The organism is Paenibacillus sp. FJAT-26967, from assembly GCF_001541095.1.
GTDB lineage: Bacteria > Bacillota > Bacilli > Paenibacillales > NBRC-103111 > Paenibacillus_F.
In genome coordinates, this window is sequence record NZ_LMXH01000001.1 from 420,595 (window position 1) to 440,651 (window position 20,057).

20 protein-coding genes are annotated in these 20,057 nt (G+C 50.9%); 10 read left to right on the forward strand and 10 right to left on the reverse strand.

Annotated elements, in window-relative coordinates; genetic code table 11:
• Positions 1-31 precede the first annotated feature (31 nt).
• A complete protein-coding gene (locus tag AR333_RS01950) occupies positions 32-958 on the reverse strand; it encodes a TIGR01777 family oxidoreductase (RefSeq protein ID WP_068773666.1) in 927 nt (308 codons plus the stop codon).
• Between the two features lie 198 nt (positions 959-1,156).
• Between AR333_RS01950 and AR333_RS01955 the strand changes: the two genes are divergently transcribed.
• Both AR333_RS01955 and AR333_RS01960 read left to right on the forward strand, forming a co-directional pair.
• A complete protein-coding gene (locus tag AR333_RS01955; RefSeq protein ID WP_068773667.1) occupies positions 1,157-2,131 on the forward strand; it encodes a GNAT family N-acetyltransferase in 975 nt (324 codons plus the stop codon).
• 191 nt (positions 2,132-2,322) lie between these two features.
• On the forward strand, positions 2,323-3,549 hold the full coding sequence (locus tag AR333_RS01960) for an MFS transporter (RefSeq protein WP_068773668.1): 1,227 nt from the start codon (positions 2,323-2,325) through the stop codon (positions 3,547-3,549).
• Between the two features lie 204 nt (positions 3,550-3,753).
• Here the strand turns inward: AR333_RS01960 and AR333_RS01965 are convergent, their stop codons facing one another.
• Positions 3,754-4,008 (reverse strand): hypothetical protein, encoded by a 255-nt coding sequence (locus tag AR333_RS01965; protein ID WP_068773669.1) that lies wholly within the window; start codon positions 4,006-4,008, stop codon positions 3,754-3,756.
• A 208-nt stretch (positions 4,009-4,216) separates the two neighbouring features.
• Positions 4,217-5,377 carry a class I SAM-dependent RNA methyltransferase gene (locus AR333_RS01970; RefSeq protein WP_068773670.1) on the reverse strand — a complete coding sequence of 387 codons (1,161 nt, stop codon included), beginning with the start codon at positions 5,375-5,377 and terminating at the stop codon, positions 4,217-4,219.
• A gap of 262 nt (positions 5,378-5,639) precedes the next feature.
• On the opposite strand from AR333_RS01970, the gene AR333_RS01975 reads away from it, so the two are divergent.
• Positions 5,640-6,362, forward strand: coding sequence for an O-methyltransferase (locus tag AR333_RS01975; protein ID WP_084783454.1), 723 nt, complete (start codon positions 5,640-5,642; stop codon positions 6,360-6,362).
• A gap of 120 nt (positions 6,363-6,482) precedes the next feature.
• On the opposite strand, the gene AR333_RS01980 is transcribed toward AR333_RS01975, so the two are convergent.
• Positions 6,483-7,700 (reverse strand): MFS transporter, encoded by a 1,218-nt coding sequence (locus AR333_RS01980; protein ID WP_068773671.1) that lies wholly within the window; start codon positions 7,698-7,700, stop codon positions 6,483-6,485.
• 238 nt (positions 7,701-7,938) lie between these two features.
• Between AR333_RS01980 and AR333_RS24100 the strand changes: the two genes are divergently transcribed.
• From AR333_RS24100 to AR333_RS01995, 3 genes are all read left to right on the forward strand, one after another.
• Positions 7,939-9,015 (forward strand): spore coat protein, encoded by a 1,077-nt coding sequence (locus AR333_RS24100; protein ID WP_084783456.1) that lies wholly within the window; start codon positions 7,939-7,941, stop codon positions 9,013-9,015.
• A 160-nt stretch (positions 9,016-9,175) separates the two neighbouring features.
• Positions 9,176-9,802 carry a fumarylacetoacetate hydrolase family protein gene (locus AR333_RS01990; RefSeq protein WP_068773672.1) on the forward strand — a complete coding sequence of 209 codons (627 nt, stop codon included), beginning with the start codon at positions 9,176-9,178 and terminating at the stop codon, positions 9,800-9,802.
• A 47-nt stretch (positions 9,803-9,849) separates the two neighbouring features.
• Positions 9,850-11,133, forward strand: a complete 1,284-nt coding sequence (locus tag AR333_RS01995) for a CapA family protein (protein WP_068773673.1) — start codon at positions 9,850-9,852, stop codon at positions 11,131-11,133.
• A 145-nt stretch (positions 11,134-11,278) separates the two neighbouring features.
• Here the strand turns inward: AR333_RS01995 and AR333_RS02000 are convergent, their stop codons facing one another.
• Complete coding sequence (locus tag AR333_RS02000) at positions 11,279-11,635, reverse strand: hypothetical protein (RefSeq protein ID WP_068773674.1); 357 nt, start codon at positions 11,633-11,635, stop codon at positions 11,279-11,281.
• Positions 11,636-11,761: 126 nt separating this feature from the next.
• Here AR333_RS02000 and AR333_RS02005 point away from each other — a divergent pair, with 126 nt between their 5' ends.
• From AR333_RS02005 to AR333_RS02015, 3 genes are all read left to right on the forward strand, one after another.
• On the forward strand, positions 11,762-12,601 hold the full coding sequence (locus AR333_RS02005; RefSeq protein WP_068773675.1) for a DUF92 domain-containing protein: 840 nt from the start codon (positions 11,762-11,764) through the stop codon (positions 12,599-12,601).
• Between the two features lie 322 nt (positions 12,602-12,923).
• Entirely contained in the window at positions 12,924-14,144 is a 1,221-nt protein-coding gene (locus AR333_RS02010; RefSeq protein WP_068773676.1) for a cation:proton antiporter, read from the forward strand.
• Between the two features lie 16 nt (positions 14,145-14,160).
• Positions 14,161-14,649: a cation:proton antiporter regulatory subunit gene (locus AR333_RS02015; protein WP_068773677.1), complete on the forward strand. Its 489-nt coding sequence runs from the start codon at positions 14,161-14,163 to the stop codon at positions 14,647-14,649.
• A gap of 165 nt (positions 14,650-14,814) precedes the next feature.
• Here the strand turns inward: AR333_RS02015 and AR333_RS02020 are convergent, their stop codons facing one another.
• From AR333_RS02020 to AR333_RS02040, 5 genes are all read right to left on the reverse strand, one after another.
• Positions 14,815-15,225: a lipopolysaccharide assembly LapA domain-containing protein gene (locus tag AR333_RS02020; protein WP_068773678.1), complete on the reverse strand. Its 411-nt coding sequence runs from the start codon at positions 15,223-15,225 to the stop codon at positions 14,815-14,817.
• A gap of 84 nt (positions 15,226-15,309) precedes the next feature.
• Positions 15,310-17,100, reverse strand: a complete 1,791-nt coding sequence (gene pepF, locus AR333_RS02025; protein ID WP_172798817.1) for an oligoendopeptidase F — start codon at positions 17,098-17,100, stop codon at positions 15,310-15,312.
• Positions 17,101-17,322: 222 nt separating this feature from the next.
• Complete coding sequence (locus tag AR333_RS02030) at positions 17,323-17,514, reverse strand: hypothetical protein (RefSeq protein ID WP_068773680.1); 192 nt, start codon at positions 17,512-17,514, stop codon at positions 17,323-17,325.
• Between the two features lie 170 nt (positions 17,515-17,684).
• A complete protein-coding gene (locus tag AR333_RS02035) occupies positions 17,685-18,509 on the reverse strand; it encodes a TerC family protein (protein WP_068773681.1) in 825 nt (274 codons plus the stop codon).
• 312 nt (positions 18,510-18,821) lie between these two features.
• Positions 18,822-19,064, reverse strand: coding sequence for a hypothetical protein (locus AR333_RS02040; RefSeq protein WP_068773682.1), 243 nt, complete (start codon positions 19,062-19,064; stop codon positions 18,822-18,824).
• A 251-nt stretch (positions 19,065-19,315) separates the two neighbouring features.
• Between AR333_RS02040 and AR333_RS02045 the strand changes: the two genes are divergently transcribed.
• Positions 19,316-20,050 (forward strand): class I SAM-dependent methyltransferase, encoded by a 735-nt coding sequence (locus AR333_RS02045; protein ID WP_068773683.1) that lies wholly within the window; start codon positions 19,316-19,318, stop codon positions 20,048-20,050.
• Positions 20,051-20,057 lie beyond the last annotated feature (7 nt).

Sequence of the window (20,057 nt, forward strand, 5' to 3'; positions counted from 1 at the left end):
GCCCGGACGAATGTCCGGGCCGCTTTTCGTTTTATTGAGGAGATGGGGGAGGGCCGCTGCGGCCGGGCTTGCCTGTCAAATCCAGGAGGGCTTCTTCCAGTGCCGGGTAGGTGAATTGGAATTCATGTTCCAGCAGCTTTCGGGGAAGTACCCGTTGTCCTTCCAGAAGCAGGACAGATAATTCACCGAACAATCCTTTCATGACCCAGGAAGGGACGCGGAAGAGGTTCGGACGGTGCAGGACACCGGCGAGCACCTCTCCAAATTCGCGGTTGCGTACGGGATTCGGGGCCGTTGCATTAACGGGCCCTTCGATCTCATCGTTGCGGATGCAGGTATCGATTAACCGGACCATGTCGTCTATGTGGATCCAAGACATCCACTGATTGCCGCTTCCGATCGGGCCGCCTACCCCCAGCTTATAGGGCAAAGCCATTTTGGGGAAGGCGCCTCCATCCGTGCCGAGCACGATGCCGACACGGACTTTGACGACTCGTGCCGCCGCGATGCGATCAGCCGCTTCCTCCCACTGTTCGACGACTTCAGCCAGAAAATCAGTCAGCCGCGGAGGGCTGAATTCATCATATGTATCGGTTTCCGAAGTGCCGTAAATAGACATCCCGGATGCGTTAATAACGACCGGAGGCTTGTTGTGCAGTGCGCTGACAGCGTTCGCCACGGCTGCAGTCGTTTTCAACCGCGAGGCGAGAATTTGCCGTTTGGCGGTTTCGCTCCACCGCTGATTAATAGAAGCACCGGCCAGATTAATCCAGGCGTCCAAACCTTCAAGGCTATGCGGGTCCTGTTCGATTTCGGACCAGGTAATCGTACGGACGCCAGGGAGCGACTTACCCGGATCAGACCGGGATATGAGAATGAGCTCGTCTTGTCTTTGTGTGAAATACGAGATAAGATGTCCACCGATAAAGCCGGTTCCTCCGCTGATCGCAATTCTCATGTGTCGTCCCACCTTCCATACCTGTATATATCTATTATATGCGCAACCGTTTTTTTCCACAAACCCTACCCGTTTTTTTACTCGCAGAGGCGCACCTTGACGTCATCTTGCCGTCATTCCATGAACCGGATTCAGGGCGGAATAGACGATATGATACAATACAAGGACAAACAGGGTTGAAGAGCGGGGGATGAGACGATGCTTGTGTTAAAAAGGTTGCGTGACTGCTCGGTACATCAGGCAGTGGAAGTATGGAATGAAGGATTCGGCGATTATTATGTCCCGATGAAGTTAAGTGCGGATGCGTACTTAAGCCGCTTCGTGAACGAGGGGCTTTCTGCCGATCATTCCCTGATCGCTTGTGAGGGGGATAGACCGGTCGGATTTCTTCTTAATGGGATTCGGAAGGCGGGGGATCGGCTTGTTTCGTGGAACGGAGGTACGGCCGTGATTCCTTCGTACCGTGGTCAGAGGGTCGGCAGCCGACTGCTGGAAGCCTCCCTGGAAATATACAGGCAGGAGGGTGTCTCGGTTTCAACGATCGAAGCTTTCCGGGAGAATACAGGAGCAATCCGGTTGTATGAATCGCTGGGTTACCGTACACGGGAAGTTCTGCTTCAGATGAAATTCGGTAGCAATGCGAATACGAGTGTACCGGAAGTCCAGACTCCGGCGGGAACTGCTCCTTATGGCATATTCGGCGACCGGGCCTGGGAAGAGCAAGGACATCCGCCTGCAGGATCTTTAGAACGGAACGGCCGAGTCTACACGCTTCGGCGGGGTACCGCCCGTGATGCAGCCAAGCTGCCTTTCTATCCAGCGGCAGAGGCGTGGCAGGGCAGTTGGGCGAGCCTGACCGCAGGAGAGTCGGTGATAGTGCTCTCGGACGGACAACCGGCAGGTTATGCCCTATACAAGCGCACATTTAATGCAGATGGCCGCCAGACAGGCATCGTATTGTACCAGTGTGAAGCTGCGCCTTCCGCTGAGGATGAACGCAGCATCCTGACTCTGCTTTTGCAGGCCGTATATGCCAACCCAGCGGGTCAGGATCTGGGGCTGGCCAGGAATGTATCTCATCTTCGGTCCAGCGGAGAGCATCTGGTTCATTTGCTGAAGCAGGCGGGATTTGTGACGACCCACGAATTGGTATGGATGACTCAGTCTCTATAAGTGAAGTTCCAGGACCCGGGAAGACCAGTAAGGTAGAAATCACCAAATCCACACAAGATGTTGTGTGGATTTTTTTTTGTAGGTGGCGAATGAAATTTCGTGTATAATGACTCCAATAAACTTTTATTGACCGAAGGTAAAGGAGATTGGACCTGCCGGTTGGATGCTGACAGAAAGGAGAACCACTACACTTGAACCGGATTCGGCATTTTCTATCTTCGTATCATCCGATTGTGCATACCTTGCTGTTTGGTACCGTGATGGCACGGGCCGCATCTTCAATGAGTATGCCGTTTCTTGCCCTCTATCTGGTTGATACCACGTCCATGAGCAAGGGTATGATCGGGCTTGTTATCGGTGCCAGCTCACTGGCTGGAACTGTCGGCGGGTTTATCGGAGGCACCCTGTCCGACCGTATTGGGCGCAAGGCGGTGATGCAGGGAGCGCTGTTCACCTGGGGAGCCGTGTTTATCGGATTTTCACTCGTCTCGCACCCGTTCTTGTTCCTATTGCTGAATCTCATCAGCGGGTTATGCCGCTCTTTCTATGAGCCTGTTTCGCAGGCCCTTATGGCGGATTTGACGGAGAAAGACAAACGGCTGCGCGTATACTCGCTGCGTTATCTGGCCATCAACATAGGAGTAGCGGTCGGTCCGCTGATGGGCGCGTATTTCGGAATGATTAAAGGGTCCCTCCCTTTCCTCATTACCGGATTTGTTTACCTCGCCTATGCGGTATTCCTCTGGACGATGATGAACAAATTCAGAATCAAGCACGTCGCAGCAGAGGTGAAAGAGCGGATTACGTTCTCAGCTGCCTGGCACGTCGTACGCAAAGATATGACGCTCCGCTACCAGCTGCTTGGCGGCATGATCGGAGCGATCGGTTACTCCCAGATGGCGATTACCTTATCGCAGTACATTAACGAAAGCTTCGCGGACGGGGTGAAGCTCTTTGCCGCTATGATGAGCGTCAACGCTCTCACCGTAATTGTGCTTCAACTGCCGCTTGCCAGATTAACAGAGAATAGATCCCCTCTTCTCTCTATCGTACTTGGCAACGTTCTTTTTGCACTCGGGGATGTAGGGTTTGCTTTATCGGATCACTGGATGCTGCTCCTTGCCTCTATGGTTGTGTTCACTGTCGGCGAAACCTTGAACTTCCCGGCCGCTACGATGCTAATGGACCGGATCGCTCCCGAGCATATGAGGGGCACGTACTTCGGAGCTCAGACGCTGACCAGCCTCGGCCATTTCATAGGGCCTTGGGTCGGCGGCATTCTGCTCGCTTCAATGGGAGGTTCCATGTTCCTCGTTATGGCCGTGGTTACGATGTCCAGCTCTTTGCTCTATTGGAGAGGGAGCCTGCTGCTTGCAAGAAGGACGGAATCAGATCTCAGCCGGAATCAAGCCCTCTGATGAATAGTGATTCTCTACATGTCTACAAATGAGAAAGACTTCTCAAGTTTCGGTACAAGCTCAAAAAACATCCCATACCGCTTCTTCAAGTGGTGTGGGATGTTGTTATTTCTTCTCTATAAACAGAAGACAGATCTATAACCCGGCAGAAAAAGAAACGGAAGACTTACGGCTGCCTTAATGTGCTGGGAAAATACGAGCTGTCTACTTGGCGCGATCCGAATCTAACGGAGCGCTTGTAATGGAGCTTCTATCCGCGTTTGTGTGCATCCCTGCATCGGATTTAGGGCTGACGGTAATAGCTGCGACAAAAGCGAGCACGGAAAGGAGCGCTGCGGATTTACGCACCAGCGGACGCTGGAGGAACGGAACCTTGGATGGGTTGTTGTTGGAATAGACGAAGACAGCAAACATAAGAATGGAAACGGTGAATGAGAAGAGTGCCAGAAACCCTTGCATAATGGTTCCCCCTAGTTAATAGTATGGGTAGTATTTCCTATGTAAATAGTACCATACCCAACTGAAAATGGGAAGATTTTATCAAAAATTTATCAAATTTCAGCTTCAAATGCCTGATTAGGGTCCCTCTATCTAAAAAAGCCCCCTTAAACTAGGTCCATTGTATAGGACCTGTTAAGGAGGCTGCTCCGCTAGCTGATATTACAGGCTACTGGTCAGAAGGCTCTTTATTCACGTTTCTAGGCGGCAGAGGGCCGAAATATTGATACAGCTGGCATTCGATCCGTCCGTTAAACAGCTTGCGGCGCTTATCCGCGGAACGGTTGAAATTATGCTCCAGCTGCTTGCTGGGGCTCAGCACGAATGTACTCCAGGTCGGAATGGAAGCGGAGAGGTTGCCGAGCTGCCGCAGGGCGCGCTCCACTTCCTTCTGATCTCCCAGCCGCTCGCCATAGGGCGGGTTCGTAATCAGACAGCCGTAATCGCCGCGCGGGCGGGCTTTGACTACCGGCTCTACATAGAATTTCAGCTCGTTAGCCAATCCGGCCGCTTTAGCTGCCGCCTGGGCGACTTCGATCGCCTTCGGATCAATATCGGAACCGGCGATCTCAAGGGGCTTGTCATCCTGCAAGGAATCATAAGCTTCCTCGCGTGCCTGTTCCCAGCGGTCTTCACCGATGGCATCCCAAGCTTCGGAGGGGAAAGAGCGCCGCAGACCGGGTGCAATGTTCCAACCGATCATAGCTGCTTCGATCAGGATCGTACCGGAACCGCAGAACGGATCGTATAGGGGCCTTTCCGGGCGCCATCGGCTGAGATTGATCATGGCAGCCGCCATCGTTTCTTTGAGCGGCGCCTCCGTTACGAGCTTGCGGTAGCCTCTTTTATGAAGACTAGGGCCGGTTGTATCAAGAGTAAGGGTGGCTATATCGTTAAGCAGGGATACCTCGATGACATAGAGCGGGCCATCCTCATGAAACCAATCGGTATGATAACGTTCTTTCATTTTCTCGACGATAGCTTTCTTTACAATCCCCTGGCAGGCAGGTACGCTCGACAGCTGGGATTTGTGGGACCGTCCTTCTACGGGGAATTCCCCGTCTCCCGGAATCCAGTCCGGCCAGTCCAGCGCCTTGGTGCCTTCAAAAAGCTCATCGAATGTGCGGGCTTCAAACTGTCCCATTTTGATCAGGATGCGGTCGGCCGTACGGAGCCATAAATTGGCCCTGCATACCGCCAGCTCGTCTCCTGTAAATGTAACCCGGCCATTCTCTACGGTGACGTCTTCGTATCCGAGCTCACGTATTTCTCTTGCGACGATCGCTTCAAGTCCCATTGGACATGTGGCAATCAGATCCAGTTTAGCCATGCTTTCAGTTCCTTTCCGGTGGTGTCCGTGTAATTTCTAAGTATAGGGGAAAGAGAGGCAGGTGACAAATCGGACTTATGTGAATTAGATCCCGGTTTGCAGCGGTTGAACGGAAGCGTTTTTTGGTTTACAATGACGTCACTGATTCAGGCGGGCCGTTTATATGTACAAATTCGATAGAACCGATTATAAAAGAGTCAGGGATAAAAAGGAATCCCCGCCGTAGTCAGGCGGGGCAATTGCCAGAAAAGAGGACATCTGCATGACCGACAAACAACAATCAACAACTCCCGGAGAAGAAGCGGGCTTGAGGGCGGATGGCTCTTCGCCGTCCCAAGGCGCAGTTGCGGCAGATGATCTTAATCCGGAAACCTACTTAGAACGGTTATACCCGGAGGATGAAGCGCTAGAGCTGGTCAACGCGTCCATTCGCGCGAATAATATGCCGGAGATTTCCGTAGCTCCCGGCTATGGCCGGCTGCTCACGATGATGGTGAGGATGATCGGAGCGAGCAAGGTGCTGGAAATCGGCGCATTGGGGGGCTACAGTGCAATCTGCCTGGCCAGAGGGCTGAGTGAGGGAGGTCAAGTCCTGTCGCTTGAAATCAACGAGGCCTTCGCTGAGACGGCCCGGCTTAACGTGCAGGCAGCCGGATTCGGTTCCTTCATCGGCTACCGGATCGGGAATGCTGCCGAGAGTCTGGAGGCACTGCGCTCGGAGGGTGCCAAGTTTGACCTGTTCTTCATTGATGCGGACAAGGTCAATTACCCGAATTATCTGGAGTATGCGATCGGGCTGGCTAACCCGGGCGCGCTGATTGTCGGCGATAATATTCTGATGAGAGGCCGTACCGTCGATCCGGCTGTGAAGAAGAAATCAGTTGAAGCTATGCGGCAGTTCAACCGGCAGTTTGCATCGGACCCCCGGCTTGAGAGCACGATGCTGCCTGCATATGACGGGCTTGCGATTGCAAGGGTGCGCTGATCCGTAAAAGCGGCTGTAATTACGAAGAGGCGATTATTTCCCGCCATGCTTGAGTGGGAAATAATCGCCTCTTTGAGTCGGGGTCCGGCTTAATTCTCCCCGCTGTTGGTTTACAATTCCTCATTCACCGGGTTTGATGGACGGATTCGAAGGTGATTTCATCAGGGTGCGGTAGGACCACACCGCATTGACCGCCAGCATGAAAGCGGCGAACAGGAAGAGCTGGCGGATGTTAAGGAATCCCGACAGCATACCGCCGGTAACAGGCCCGAGCATGTTGCCAAGGGACAAGGCACTCGTATTGAAACTGTATGAACGGCTCTCCATGCCTACGGGCGTATACGTCCGGATCAGGGAATTGACGGTCGGAAGCAGACCTCCGATAAAGATTCCGAGGCAGAAGCGCGCAGCCATAAGCTGCCAGACATTCTGTACGAATGCCTGCGGGATGAAGAAGATTGCCGCTCCGGCCAGCGAGAAGATCAGAATACGCTGCGGGCCGATCTTGTCGGACAATTTACCGAGCAGCGGGGCCGCGGCCATGTTGGAGAACCCGGTGATGGAACCTACCATACCCGCGTAGAAAGCCAGGAGCTCACCCGTTCCATGCAGTTCTTCTACGAATAGAGCCATAAGCGGCATAGAGGACTGGATCGAGAATTGAATAACGAATGTAATCGAGTAAAGGGCAATAAGCTGGCGGATCGGCCGCAGATCCCGATATCCCTGCATGACAGACACTTTGGGCCGTTTCTTCGCTTCCTCGACATTGAATTTTTCTTTGACCAGCAGCATCGTTACTACGGTAGCGATAAAAAGCATAGCTCCGGTCACATAAAAAATATAACGGAACCCAATAAGTTCAGCTAAAAGGCCGCCGATAAGCGGTCCCAAAATGGTACCGGCTACTGCGCCTGACTGAAGAGTGCCCATGGCGAATCCGATTTTATCGCGAGGCGTGTTCGTGGACATGAGCGCAACGGCAGCGGGCGCATAGCCCGAGATGGTTCCGTTGACGAGCCTGAGCACCAGGAGAACCCATGGGGCATGTGCGAAGCCCATGGTCGTCATCACTATGGCCATTCCGAACCCCGAACGGAGGAGCATTACTTTACGGCCATAGCGGTCCGCCATACCTCCCCAGAACGGCTGAAAAAGAAAGGAGGTCACAAAGTTGCCTGCAAAAATGATGCCGGTCCACGTTGCGATTTCTTGCGCATCCTGAAGACCCATTTCCTTCAAATATAAAGGCAGAAAGGGCATGATCATAGTCATGCCGGCCATTACAAAAAACTGTCCGATCCACAGGACAGCCAGATTAACTTTCCAATTGATCATGCTATCCCTCATTCCTGCTGCGTATAATTTCTGTCATCAAAAATCCGTCCGCGGAATTCATCCCTTTTATTATATCACAAAAAAAGAAAATTTCTCCTTAAGCAACGAACTAGGTTTGCCGGCCGTATTGAATACAAGTTAAAGGGGGAACCGGATGAAGCTCACACTCGACTATGCATAAAATTCCATTTAAGAGGGAAATATAGTTGCATAAGGTCATGTGAAGGAGCTGATCTCCATGCCGTTTGGAGCCCATGAAACTGTCGAAGTACACGAGATACTAACTGAGAAAATGAACATGATCCAGCATTTTTCACTGTATGCCGGAATGTCGAGTCACCCGCAGGTGGGTGCCCTCGTTCAGCAGCATCTCTATTCTGCTATCCAGCATTACAACGAACTGGTAGCCTATACGCATGATTACAGTGCAGCCGGACAGCCGCACGCCTATGGGCAGCCGCCGGCGGTGCCTGTCCAGGATATCGCCTATGGGCTCCGCCATCCGGCTCAGCAGTCGCCGCGTACCGACGGTACGCTGGGAGATGAACAAATCTTGACAGCTGTGCTTTGCTGCCATAAAAACAGTTCCCGCAATCAGATGGCTGCCGCCCTGGAATGCGCCGATCCGAACATCCGCCGGATGCTGCTGACTTTTGCCGTGGCAGCGGCCGATCATGCCTATGAGGTATTCTTGTTCCTGAATGCCCAGGGACAATACCAGGTGCCGACCATGCATGATCATACCGCGAAGACTTACCTGCACACATTTCAAGCTGTGAATGAGCAGCCGGGAAATGGTTATGCACCGGCAACTTCCGATTCTCTCCATGGACAGGGCGCCGGATTTGCAGCCTCTTCCGGCAGCGGGTACGGGAGTCAGGCACAGTCTGGTAGACCGGATAACGGTGGTTTGTCTTCCGCACATCAGGCGGGGTCGCCTTATGACAATCGCGGATATACACATTCCTACGCAGACTCCGGCTCTTACACGCAGACGCCCGCCTACCGGACGCCGGAGCAGCCGGCGCCCTCCTACAACGCCTCCCATAGAGATGGGGGACACAACCAGGGGGACAGCTCCCGCATCGGCACTTCGTCCTACCCGCAGGTTGACTACAGAGGATCGTATTCTTCACCGTCCGGCGGTGTGAATAACAACGAACAAGAGTACCAGGGCAACACACAACGGGCCTTCTCGGACTCTAATGCGCACCTGTATGCTTCTGACTCCTATGGTACAAGGGGGCAGATGAACGCAGAGAGGGTCAGAAGCCGGGAAGAGAGCGGAAACCCGGACGTATATAAATCCCACTGATTTCTTACTATGCTTGTAAGAGCAGCTGGTGATGTACTTCCTTGTTAAAAATATTCAAATGAGCCCAAACGCCTTGAGGCCCTGCTGCGGAACGTTTATAATCGCAGAAGGGCCTTTTTTCCATTTGCGCCCTAATCGGATTTAGGAGTGGATTTGACCGATGACAGCCAATACCCGTAACATCTACTGCGTAGGACGCAATTACAAGCTGCATGCCGCCGAGCTCGGAAATGCCGTACCGGAAGAGCCGATGATCTTTACTAAACCGACTCATGCGCTTGCGCGCATGAACGAAGATAGGCTCGCGCTTCCGCAGAGCCGCGGTGAAATTCATTACGAAGGTGAGCTTGTGCTGCACCTTGCCAAGGACTATAAACCCGGCTTGACCGTAGATGAGCTTGTGGACAGCTTTGGACTTGGCCTCGATTTTACTCTGCGTGATGTACAAAGCGAGTTGAAAAAGAAAGGTCATCCCTGGCTGGCTGCCAAAGGATTCCGTAACTCGGCGGCTCTGACGGAGCTGCGTGCTTTCCCGGGTGCGAAATCACTGGAATCAACTAATTTCCATACCGTACGCAATGGAGAAACCGTTCAGACCGGCAACATCCGCGACATGATTTTCTCTCTCCAGACGATTATCGACTATATCGGTTCCAATTATGGTCTGGGAGCGGGAGATCTGATTTATACAGGCACTCCAGCCGGAGTGGGCGCTTGCGCGGACGGCGATGTGTTTGAACTGACGTGGGGCCAGGAAGTATTCGGCCGCTGCACGGTTCAGATATAGGTGGAGCTGCAGATGATACGTCAAGGCGTTAGACCCGGAGCCGGATTATGAAGAAGCGCGAGGTCCGAATTTTGCTGCTTTCTATGATCTCTGCTGTTCTTCTGATGACGGGACTTTATTATGCCAAAGATAGAATCTTCCCGTCATTATCAGCCGAAGGGGTAGAATCCGCCGCTCCGTCACCGTCCGTCAGCCCTGCAGATCCCGTGTCTGCTTCTGCGGAGCCGCTGCAGCCGCCATCTCCGGTACCGGCAGCATCTCCTTCCGGCAAAGGATCAGAGCCTGCACCGGAGAAGAAGGAGCCGCAAGCCACAGCTGCAAGTACACCAACGCCCAAGCCGAAATCAACGCCTAAATCAGAGACGGCCGCACCCAAACAGATTGCGCCACATGAGCCGATCGACCTGATTTTTGCGGGCGATGCCCTGATGGACTGGTCAGTCAAAGAAACGATCAAGAAGATGGGGCCGGATTATCCCTTTCAGTTTGTGAAGCAGGAAGTATCCAAGGCTGATTATGCGTTCGTTAACCTGGAGACTTCCGTTACGAATGCGGCTGAGAAAGACACGAATCAGCTTTATAACTTCAAGTCCGATCCCGTTTCGCTCAGAGGTCTCAAGAACGCAGGCTTCGATCTGGTATCGATCGCCAACAATCATGTGCTGGATTTCGGACGTCAAGGATTCCTCGATACGCTCGACAATTTAAAACAGACCGGGCTGCCTTATGTAGGCGGAGGACGTAACTCGGAAGAAGCATATAAAGCCAAGACAGTCAAAATTAACGGGGCAACGGTTAAATATCTCGCTTTTTCCAGATTCATCCCGACTCCTGACTGGTTTGCGGGCCCGGATAAACCCGGCATTGCCCAAGCGTATGACAAATCTGCTGTTCTACCCGTGATCAAACGGGAACAGAAGGATTGCGATTATTTGTTTGTCTATATGCACTGGGGTATCGAGAAGAATCATAAACCGGAAGAGTGGCAACGGACTTTTGCCAAAGAAATGATCGATGCGGGCGCGGACGGCATCATAGGCAGTCATGTGCATGTGCTTCAGGGCTTCGAGTATTATAAAGGCAAGCTGATTGCGTATTCGATCGGGAATTTTCTGTTTCCCGATTATGTCAAAGATGCCAAAGCGGATACAGGTCTGCTTAAACTCAAACTAAAGGATGGCATCATTACAGCAGATTTTAATCCTTATTATATCCAGAAGGACCAGATTATTAAGCGGGATGCCGCCTATGACCAGAAGCAGCTGAGCTTCCTGCAGTCTATCTCTTATGGTGTCCGGCTGCGCGGAACAGCTATTGAACCGGCAAAATAAGCGGAAGCTGCATATCTCGGAAAATAAGCCGAGTCTCTGTAACCTGACCTCCGCTTTCAGTAGAATGTTCTAAAGAAAATTAGAAAACACACCTCCTAAGGGGGTGTGTTTGGCTTTATACAGTTAGTTCCCAGTCCGAACAGGGTTAGCGACGGGCCTTTCTCTCCGCATCTTCTTCCTGTTCTTGCTGGATCGGATCTGGCAGAAGTCCTTCCTCGGTCAAATCCTCATTGGTCTTCATGGCTTCCATGTCTTTGCCGAGCTGCTTGATTTCAGCCATATCGCCCGCCATGGACCCATTCATGACTTCATTGATGTCGCGTTTGGCAGAGTCCTGCCGGGCATCATGCTTTTCGTGCTCCCGCACCGTTTCTAAATCTTCGTTCTCATATTGTTTAGGAATGTTGTTCTTTTGATTGGTAATAGGGTTGTGCGTATTTTCTTCCGTAACCGGATTTGTCTCGTTGCTATTATTAGCCGGGTTGTTATGGTTAGTATCCATTTCAAAATCTCCCCTCGAGTCACGTTTATTTCTGTCAGCCTTACATCTATCATTACCCTCAGCGCAGAAAACGAAACCGTACCGGTTCTGTGCTATCATTAGAAAAAAGGGGAGGGAGGAAGACGGATGGATGTTTGGATCGGCTTATTAGGGAGCGTATTGATAGCGGGTGCCGCTTACGACAAGAAATCATTGACGGCTTCTGGGGCCGCAGCTGCCATTGTGGTAGGGACCGTTCTGTATTCACTGGGGACAGCCGCCTGGTTCGGTACGCTGATTGCGTTCTTCTTATCCTCTTCGATGCTGTCGAAATACAAACAAAAGCGCAAAGCTGCCATAGAATCGGGCTATGCCAAAAGCGGAAACCGTGATGCCGGCCAAGTATTTGCCAACGGCGGGCTTGGCATGCTGCTGTGCATCGGGGGAGCACTCTTCCCTCACCCTGCATGGTGGGCCGCCTTCGTCGGTGTAATGGCCGCTGTAACGGCTGACACCTGGGCCACCGAAATCGGCGGGCTGAGCCGGACTGCGCCGCGGTCGATTCTGACCGGCCGCAAGGTGGCCGCAGGGACTTCCGGCGGCGTCACGGCTCTGGGCCTGCTGGCGACATGCGCAGGCGGACTATTCATCGGCGCAGCCGCCTGGGGGTTCGGGCGCCTCGGCAGCGGCGCCGGACTTGCGGCGGCGGGACCGCACCCGCTGGAGATGCTGCTGCCGCTGATCGCGGCAGGGCTCGCAGGCGGGATCGCCGGTTCACTGGCCGATTCCGTAATCGGCGCGAAGTGGCAGGCGATGTACCGTTGCCGCGTCTGCGGCCGCGAGATTGAGCGCCGCACGCATTGCGGCGCAGAGGCTGAGCCGCTGCGGGGCTGGGGCTGGATGACGAACGACGCCGTGAACGTCATCGGTTCGCTCGTCGGCGGAGCAGCTGCAGCCGGCGCTGCCCTCTTGGCGGGCTGGCTGTAAGGCAGGCCGCCGCACATACCGAATAACCGAACCTGGTAACCGGGTTCGGTTATTCGGTATGTGGCTTTTTTGGCATTGTTGCCGATTGTCTTGGCTCTGCCCGCTCATTGTATAAACATTCTGCATACAAAATGTACTGTCAATTTTGATTTTCTTCAAAAAAAGCCTCATTTGGTCATATCATGGCATAAATCTGAGAAAAACGGTCAAAATAAGCACGTTTTTATGAATTTCTCGTTCTCACGTTTGGAATGGTCTGCAATCTATGTTAGGGTTTAATAAGGGCGGTCTCAAATTAAAGATGAGGAGGAATTGACGTTGTATGGATCATATGATATTTGAAGTAGGAACGGCGCTGCTATTAGTCGCCATTGCTTCTGTGCTTGCCAGTAAACTGAAATTTTCAATCATTCCCTTTCTGATCATACTGGGGATGCTTGTTGGCCCTCATGCGCCAACACTCGGAATAATTGATTTGAAATTTATAGAAAGTCAAGATATGATTGATTTTCTGGGACGCATAGGGGTCTTGTTTCTCCTTTTCTATCTAGGGCTAGAATTCTCTGTTCCCAAACTAATTAAATCGGGCCGCAATATTGTGGTTGGCGGAAGCGTGTATGTTCTTCTGAATTTCTCTATCGGACTTGCTTATGGCTTTCTGATCGGCTTTCCTTTGTATGAAACGTTAATTACAGCGGGGATGCTGGCTGTCTCTTCCAGTGCAATTGTAGCGAAAGTGCTGGTTGATCTAAAACGTACAGGAAACAATGAAACCGAACTCATCCTAGGAATGATCTTATTCGATGATATTTTCCTGGCTGTATTCTTATCTATTATGTCCGGGTTGCTGCTTGGCGGGGCTACATCGGTGGGAGGGACGATTCTCTCGGTCGGTATCTCCATCGGCTATATGATTTTGTTTTTCATCATCGCCAGAAAAGGCACCAAGATTTTGAACAAGCTTTTAAATATCAAATCGAATGAAATCTTTATCATCGTGGTGTTTGCTTCTTTATTCTTTATTGCGGGATTCTCCGAGACTCTGCATGTGGCTGAAGCGATTGGCGCCCTGTTGTTTGGTCTTGCCTTATCCGAAACTGTACATAGCAAAAGGATTGAACATCTGGTTGTCCCGTTTCGAGATTTCTTCGGTGCCGTTTTCTTCTTCAGTTTCGGTCTGAGTATTGATCCGCTGACGCTGGGGAATGCAGCATGGCTCGCTATAGGTGCAGCAGTGCTGACGATAATCGCGAATATTGTATCGGGGATGATTGCCGGTCGCAGCGCCGGATTATCTCATAAGGCCTCTACGAATATCGGTCTCACGATCATGGCCAGAGGAGAATTTACTATTATTGTAGCGAATCTGGGAATATCAGCCGGATTACTTCCGATTTTAAAGCCTTTCTCAGCTCTTTACGTGTTGATCTTAGCGATTGTCGGGCCTTTATTAACGAAAGAGTCGAAACACATATATAACGTCATGAACAAAATGTTTAAATGGAGCAAGCCGAAAGAAAAAGTGAAAATGAACGGAAAATGATGGGGAGGTTCTCACAATGAGTATTATAAAAGAATCGGATCTGCCGGGTATCGGGAAGAAGTATCAGGTGATCACGAGCTCCGGAGACAAAATGGTTATTGTCGTTCATAACGACGGCAGAAGAGAAGTGTATCATTTTGAAGATGATAATCCGGACGAAAGCATCTCGATGGTGACCATGGAAGATGAGGAAGCGCGTCAGGTCGCAGCAATTATAGGAGGAATGACGTACAAACCAACGGCACTGGAAACCATTGAAGTATCCCTGGAAAATCTGATTATCGAGTGGAGCAGAATCGAACCCCACTTTATAAGCGTCGGGAAATCCATCGCGGAGCTTCAGGTCCGGGAGAGAACCGGGGCAACCATCCTTGCACTTGTGGAGAAGAAAAACCAGAAAATCACACCGGGCCCCGATGATATTATCTCGGCGGATATGACGGTCGTAATGGCTGGTGAAAGAAAGCAAATTAAACTGCTGAAAGAGCTTCTGCTGCACGGCTGAATGGGCAAGCGCAGTTGTTTCAACCCCTGCCGCAAGTCGCATGTCCGTGGTGAAATATTCTTTAACGCGGATGGCGGCTATACCCGCTTTACATGCAGAATGAATAGCAAAAAGCCGATCCCGGCTGCGGGATCGGCTTTTTGCTGCGCGGTTATCAGGGCTGGCCTAGACGTCACCGGCTCCGGAATCTCTGCGGCTGCCGAACCGTTTGCTCGGCGTATCGTCATCCTTAGGAGGCAGCTGATCATCACGATCTAGAGCCGAAGTTGAAGATAACGGTGTGGACGAAGACTCCAGACTTGTACTTGTGCCCGGAGATGACGGAGAAGCTCCGAGCTTTTTTCTTAATTCACGAATCTCTTTACTCATCTGCACTTGGCGCAGAATTCCGAATAAACCTACAATAAGTCCGCCTAATACAGTGGAAATCACGATAACAAGTATGAGAGGGGCGTTGGTTTCGACGAATAGAAAGTTGACGCGGACACGGTCCATATTAACCACAGCGAATACAGTGGTCAGCAGGGCGAATAGCAAGGCCCCGATGGACAGCCATTGAACACGGCCTGATTTCATGGGCAAATCACTCCTTTCCCTTAAGTCAAGAAAGGGCCGTGACATGTCACCGGCCCTTTCTGCTGAAGGTTAACCCGGTGCAGGTTACTTTGTCAGCTCTTCCATTTGATCCAGCAGTGAGGAGAACACGCTCATAGCCTGCTTAATCGGTTCTGGAGAGGACATATCCACACCGGCTTTTTTTAGAATATTAATGGAATAGTCGCTTCCACCGCTCTTCAGGAAGCCCAGGTAGCGTTCGACCGCAGGCTGGCCTTCGTCCAGGATCTGCTTGGAGAAGCTTGTAGCCGCTGAGAAGCCGGTCGCATATTTATAGACATAGAAACTGTTATAGAAATGGGGGATGCGCGCCCACTCCATTTCGATGTCTTGATCCACTATCATCTCTTTACCATGATAGAGAGTGTTTAAATCATAATAAATTTTGCTGAATTCCTGAGCGGTCAACGATTCGCCCTGTTCCATTTTCTCATGGGTGATTTTCTCGAATTCAGCGAACATGGTCTGACGGAACACCGTCGTACGGAACTGATCCGCGTAATAAGTCAGGAGGTAAAGCTTCTTTTTAGGATCATCCGTGTTTTTGAGCAGGTGATCCATCAGGAGAGCCTCGTTTAGCGTCGAAGCTACTTCAGCCAGGAAAATGGTGTACTGGGCATCGCGATAAGGCTGGTTCTCATCAGAGAGGTAAGAGTGAATGGCATGACCCATTTCATGGGCTAATGTAAACATGCTGTTCAGGTTGTCTTTATGATTCAGCAGCACGTAAGGATGCGTACCGTAGGCACCCCAGCTGTAAGCTCCGCTGCGCTTGTTCTGGTTCTCATAAATGTCGATCCAGCCGTTCTTGTAGCCGTCTTCCAGAATGTTCACATAAGTCTGACCCAGCGGTGCAAGGCTTTCCTTGATGGTTTCTTTCGCTTCATCATACGTAATTTTCATTTGAAGATCGTCGACAAGCGGGACGAACAGGTCATACATGTGGAGTTCGTCTAATTTGAGCAATTTCTTACGAAGCTTCATGTAACGCTGAAGCAGTGGAAGCGACTCGTGAATCGTATCGATCAGATTCGTATAGACTTCCGGCTTGATATTGTCTCCGAACAAAGACATTTCCAGCACGGACGGATATTTACGCGCCTGCGAATAGAACAGGTTCTTGTTGATGTTCGATGAAAGAGTAGCCGCTATGGTATTCTTCTGTTTCGAATAGGTCTCATAGACCGCTTTAAAGGCCTGCTCGCGAACTTTGCGGTCCCTGCTTTCGAGGAACTGGATGTAGCTTCCGTGTGTCAGCTCTGTTTCCTCGCCGTTCTCGTTCTTGACCTTGGGGAACTTCATGTCAGCATTGTTAATCATTCCGAAAATGTTGCTCGGAGCGCCTGACATATTGCCGGCCATCGCAAGAAGCGCTTCCTCGTCCTTGGATAGGACATGCGGCTTCTGCCGGATCATTTCTTCCAGCGTGGATTTATACGGTTTCAGTTCGGGACTGCTTACCAGGGATTTCAACTGATCGTCAGAGAGGCTCAGGATCTCAGGAGAGATGAAGGACAACGCTTGGCTGACTTCGACACTGAGCTTCTGCGCCTTATCTGACAAAGCCTGGTACTCCGGGTCCGTCATGTCTTCATGATGCTTCATGTTTGAATACACGTAAAGTCTTTCGGTATGTAAAGAAATGTCGTCTTCAAGCTCAAAGCATTGTTTTACCGTTGAAGCGTCGCTCAGTTTACCCATATACTGCTTGATTTTACCGAGTGATTCTTTCGTTTCGTTGTATTCCTTATTCCAAGTCTCTTGACTCGCAAAAAGATCTTGTAAATTCCAGCGGTGTTCAGCCGGTACGTCTTTACGAACGGGAATTCGGTTCATCGGAACCCTCCTGACAGATGATTTCGGATTGGGGGCCGAATGTGCGCCGCTGCCGGGAACCAGCGTAGACGCAAGCAGTCCGGCTAAAGCAAGGATCGGTATGAAACGCATAGAGATCACGCTCCCGGACGGATTTTCCCCGGAGGGAATCTCATCCTAGTATGGCCGATCAGCAAGCTAATTATCATTATAGGGGAATGCGTTTGTGAAGTAAATTCGGCTTTATTGTCCCGTACTTCCGAGCTTGAACAAGGAGATGACGACAAGAGAGAACGAACATAGCACCATGATCAGCGCAAAAATAGCCATTGGCCTTTTCATATGATCGGGCAGCCGGCTGCGGGAGAGAAGCACGATACAGGCCAGTGCGAAGCCTGCAATCACAAACAGAAGCACATCATTAAAAAAACTCATACCCGTTATCACCCCCTGTTTAATCGTTGAATTCGCAAAAGTCTGCTGTTATGTATTCGGTTTTGAAACCGTGATTTCCTGTTTGAAGGGCGGAACCTAACAAGAAAACCCGCCATCCTTTCCGCGAAAGGGGCGGGCTCGGTGATGCTAGGTTGTTAGGGAGAATGAGATCAGCCAACAGACTTTGTCGGATCGCTGCCGACTTTGACCAGGACAAGACGGCCATTCGAATCGGCTTGAACCTTGAAGCTGTCTTCAGGAGCGATGTTAGCCTCGTGACCCAATTGTTTGGGCAGGGTAAGCTGGCCGCGGTCGTTAATCTTGACCGAATAGCCCGACAGCTTAACGACATAGCCTGTTACCAGGACGCCCACAACAATGACGGCGACGAAGAGCCATTTAACGATCGGATTAGCGACGAAATAGTCGTGCATAATAAATTTCTCTTCGGTGAGCATTTTCGCTGCCGTGAAAGCCAGTACACCGGAACCGATATACATCACGATAGGGAAGCGGTCGACCACTTTAATGAATAGTGTGCTCCCCCATACGATAATCGGCACCGAAATGAGAAGTCCGATGATTACTAGACCGATATGTCCGTGAGCCGCACCGGCAATTGCAATCACGTTATCGATACCCATTGCTGCGTCAGCTACGATAATCGTCGTGATCGCCGCACCGACTGTATTCTTTGCCTGGATGTTCGCATGATCGTTCTTATCGGTCAGTAATTTGACGGCAATCCAGATGAGCATCAAACCCCCGACGAAGAGAAGGCCTGGGATCTGGAGAAGATATACCACGAGTACCGTGGCTACGACACGAATCCCTACCGCACCCGCGGTACCCCATAGGATAACCCGCTTCTGCAGGTTCTTGGGAACATTCTTGGCGGCCATACCGATGACGATGGCATTATCACCCGCTAGGACCAAGTCGATTACGATGATGTTGAGCAAGGTGATTAATGTTGCTGCTGATAACCAGTCCATGATAGTAGGTTCACTCCTTCAACTTAAAAGTATGTTTTGCAAGACAGGGACTTCTGATTCGGTCAGAAACTAAAAATGCCCTACCGAATTTCGGTAAAGGCATTTTCACAAAGGAAAAAACCTTCACCAGTCATGCTGGCAAAGGTCTTGCTAACAACGTTACGTTGCCAATAAAGCCGGGGCTATTAACCCGAACTGACGACTTTACTGTGGCAGCTACTCCCCTTTGAGCGTCCCGAACATTCAGTTTTCTGTGAGATCAGTATAACGCGCATTTTGTCATGGCGTCAAGTAACTGACTAGCCTGATTTTTTAAACGCTGCGGAAAGCTTCCATCAAGGTGTTATATTCTTCTTCCGTACCTTCGTACTTGTCCTTGGGGAAACGGTCATTGGCCCATTTCATCAAAGCGGGCCGACTCATGAATGTGTGTGTGTCCTCGCCCCATTGATCTGATATTTCACGAAGGATCAGGCGGGAGCCGTTTACTTCTACCGTAATCATGTTCCATTTGTCTTTTTTGAAGATAACATGCTTTTTTATCGCGTGTGACATGAGAAATTCTCCTTTAGCTATTAAAAGATGAAGGGACGAATGTAAAGGTAAGAATGCCCCAACTGTTCCGATCTTACTTTAGCATAAGGCCAGTAAAATTTCACTAGCCATCCGGCCGATAAGGTGGTAGAATCCTTTCAATATCCTTTACTGGAAAAGTGTGGATATTGAAAAGGCCGATTCATGTTGAGTACATGGGTGGTCAGGACAAAGCCGAGGAAAGCTTAGCTGAGATGAGGAGAGTGTTTGCTATGCAAAAAAAAGTAAGGTTTTATGAACAGTCCGGGGTGGCGATGACTTGCCGCAACTTCAGCGAGTACCTGCATATGTTTGACTTGCGGGAAGAACATCTCGTGGGGCGGAAGATTCTCGACACCGGAGCGGGAGCTTCTTCATTTACCGCGGAAGCTGTCCGAAGAGGCATTGATGCGTATGCCGCTGATCCTTTGTATAGCGAGGATGCAGCGGGGCTTGAAGAACGGGGCCGGGATGAAATCGGCAAGTTCGTTGCGAAGCTCACGGAACGGCAGCATCTGTTTAACTGGGATTTGTACGGGGGACCGGAGCAGCTGCGGGCAATTCGTGAGCAATCATTCGAAGTGTTTTTGACTCATTACAGAACAAATAGCCGCCTGAATAGATATACAGCCGCCTCTCTGCCGGCACTGCCCTACGAGAAGGATTCCTTTGATTTAATCCTGTGCAGCCACTTCCTGTTTTTGTATGCAGAGCAGTTTGATCAGGAGTTTCATAAGCAGGCTTTGGAAGAGCTTTTACGCCTATGCCGGGCAGGGGGAGAGGTACGGATTTATCCGCTGCTGGCTTTTGACGGCAGCCGTTATGAACACCTGCCGGCTCTGATTGAACAGCTTGGTATGAAAGGAATTTCGGCTGAATTCCGCCCGACAAAATTGGCATTTATCCCCGGTTCATATGACTATTTGGCCCTCCGCAAACTTGCTGCGAAAGGGGTTTCAAATAGTTGAACTGGCA